The following is a 2,663-nucleotide window of genomic DNA, read 5'->3' on the forward strand; positions in this document are numbered from 1 at the left end:
GGACCAGCCCACTCGGACACCCCTACCGCAGCCCACTCCCGAAGATCATCCAGCCCGTCCCCGACCCCCAGCCCCGCACCTGGCCCGACGCCCCACCCGGACGCCTGCCCGGCGACCTCCCCGGAGCACCAGACACGATCATGGCCCCACCATGCCCTCCCCCATCCCCAACGGCACAAACCCCCGCAGAAGCCCCGGCACAACCAACCCGTAGGCACGCGACGCACGCAGCAGGCGCGGGCAGCCCCGGCGCAAAGGAACACGACGACAGCAGATCAAAGGACGACGAATCGGGAGGAACACTCATCCAACGCGACCTCGAGACACCACCCTTTTGACGACCCCTCGCCACCGGCACCGTTCAAGGGAGAAACCACTCAAGGAAGACCGTTCAAGGAAGAAGCGTGTGCAGGGGAGCGGCCAGTTGCTGACGGTCGCTTCACAGCGTGCCGTTGTTCCATCGGCTGTTCCATCGGCGCGCCACTTCGGCCGCCGGATGGCGGATCAGCCCGCTCGCCGACGCCGCGGATCAACCCGCGGAGCTTCTCGAGCGCCAGGGGCAGCCTGCCCTTGCCCTGCAGGGCCTCCGTCTGCAGGGCCTCCTCGGCCGCACCGAGCTCCGCCCGAGCCGCGATGTAGGTGTCCTCGGCGAGACGACCGTCCTCCCACGCGCGCCCGAGCTGAGAGCCGAACCCGGCGAGCGCCTCCACCAGGTCGGCCGGCCGATCAGGTTCCATGCCGAGCCGAACGTCGCCCTGAACGGCTCCGGCCTGGACACCGACCCGGGCGTTGTCACGTGCGATGTTGTACGTCGCCCCGTGCTCGGGCATGGCGAATCCTTTCGCCGCCGAGCTTCTCGTCAGCCAACCACCGCCCCGGTCCTCGGGAGCGATCTCTTCTGCCAGCGCCGCCGCGAATGCCGTGGCGTTGACCACCACCCGCTGCTGTCAGCCCTGCCGTTTGTTGCTGTTCGGCATGGTCAGTGGGGCGTTTCGCCGGTCAGGAACTCGTTCAGCGCCGTGATGATGACCTCCCGGGCCTCCGGACGTGCGAGGGCATCCGGCTGGAGCGACGGGTACTTGCCGTAGTCGGCGGATTCGAGCTGGTCGCGGAGACGGGCCGATCCCGGAAGGACACCGAGCCTCTCGGCGAGCCGTGTCATACGTTCTCGTGAAGCGCCGTGATTGCGTACGGACCCGAAGTTGACGGCCAGGACCGACTTGGCCGGCCCTGTATAGATGCTCCACACGGAGGCCTTGTCGGAGCCGAGGTTGAACCATGCGGTGACCGAGGGGTACTCGCCTTCGCCGAAGTAGTACTCGTGGAAGGACGGGTGGCTCTCGGCGTGACGGTAGACGGCCAGCAGCGTGTCGCGCACCCCGGCGGGGCAGTACTCCTCCACGGCCTGGAGGAAGCTCGGCTCGTCCCACGTGCGCTTTCCCCGGGGGCCTGTGGCCGGTTCCGCCTCGGCGGTCACAGGGGCGGCTCGCAGTTCATCCGCGGCGTCGGGGGTCATGGCAGGGAGGGGATCTCCGAGGGCTTGCTGAATGGCGATGGCCATTGCTTCGAGCCACTCGATGGTCGCCTCCGCCTCGGCGGCGGTGATCGGGGCCTTCCGCCCGGGACGTTGCGGGTCGTGGTCAGCGGTGTGGGCGATGTTGTTCCTGCGCCAGGCGATCTCCCGTAGCCTCGTACGGACGCCGTCCGCGGTGATCGGACTCCTGGCGTCCTGTGCGGTCAGGACCTCGGCGACCTTCACCCAGAGGTTCACCGTGCTGACGTACGCGAACCCTTCCTTGATCTTCTCTGGATTCTGAAAGGTCATGAAGGAGAAATGCTTCTCCAGGTGGGCGCCGAAGGTCTCCCCGAGAGGTTCGTCGTGATGGTGAATCCTCTCGAACAGCTCGACGGGGATGCTCAGATTGCTGAACTTGGGAGGACGGCGCGCTTCCGGGTTCAGGGCCAGAGCAAGGGCCCGGTCGACGATCTCGCGTGTGACCCAGTGGTCGAGGGCCGCCACGGCTTGGGTCCAGGCCGCGCGGTAGAGGTCGGTGACGTCGAAGGAGCCGACCGCGAGTCGTTCCAGGTTGCGGCCCCCGTCCACGAGTTGGCGGGCATACTCGAGGTTCTGCTGAAACTGCTCGAAGGCGGCAGGAATCGGATCAGGCGGAGGCGTGGTCCCGGGACGGTCATGTGGCCTCGGCGGCAATCGTCTCGCGCGGTATTGGCGCACCAATTCCCGATAGAGTTCGGTGCCCTCGAAGTCATCGAGCGCGCGGATTCCCGCTTGGGTGATCGCCCAGCCGTTCCGCTTGGTCATCCAGCCGATCGATGCGGCCTCGCCCGTGCGAAAGCCCAGTTGCGCCCACCACCGCGCCTGGCCGTGGGCGTTGGGCCCCCGGAGCTCCGCAGGAATCGTCACTCTGCTTTCGACTTCCTTGCGAACTTCTTCGGGCCGCAGTGGCCGTCCGGCTTCACGTAGAAGCTCGAACGCGGCACGGAGAACGGGAGAGATCCGATCGGCATAGGCCATGGGGGATTCCTGCCTGAGCAATGCTTAGAACCTGTGGATCTTCAGGGAAGGGGTGTACCTTCCCGATGATCATGTAGGTCTCATGCATGACCGACGCGCCAACGTCGGTCGGGAAGGCACACCCGTGCTC

2 protein-coding genes are annotated in these 2,663 nt (G+C 66.8%); both read right to left on the reverse strand.

Annotated elements, in window-relative coordinates; all coding sequences use genetic code 11:
* Positions 1-377: 377 nt before the first annotated feature.
* Positions 378-935: a hypothetical protein gene (locus FLV34_RS39015; RefSeq protein WP_147945560.1), complete on the reverse strand. Its 558-nt coding sequence runs from the start codon at positions 933-935 to the stop codon at positions 378-380.
* A 44-nt stretch (positions 936-979) separates the two neighbouring features.
* Complete coding sequence (locus tag FLV34_RS39020) at positions 980-2,533, reverse strand: hypothetical protein (protein ID WP_147945561.1); 1,554 nt, start codon at positions 2,531-2,533, stop codon at positions 980-982.
* Positions 2,534-2,663 lie beyond the last annotated feature (130 nt).

It is taken from the genome of Microbispora sp. CSR-4, from assembly GCF_008033685.1.
GTDB lineage: Bacteria > Actinomycetota > Actinomycetes > Streptosporangiales > Streptosporangiaceae > Microbispora.

What these genes read in the sequence shown, in the direction of transcription:
- FLV34_RS39020 (WP_147945561.1), bottom strand. Translation starts at nt 2,533, where the DNA reads ATGGCCTATGCCGATCGGATCTCTCCCGTTCTCCGTGCCGCGTTCGAG.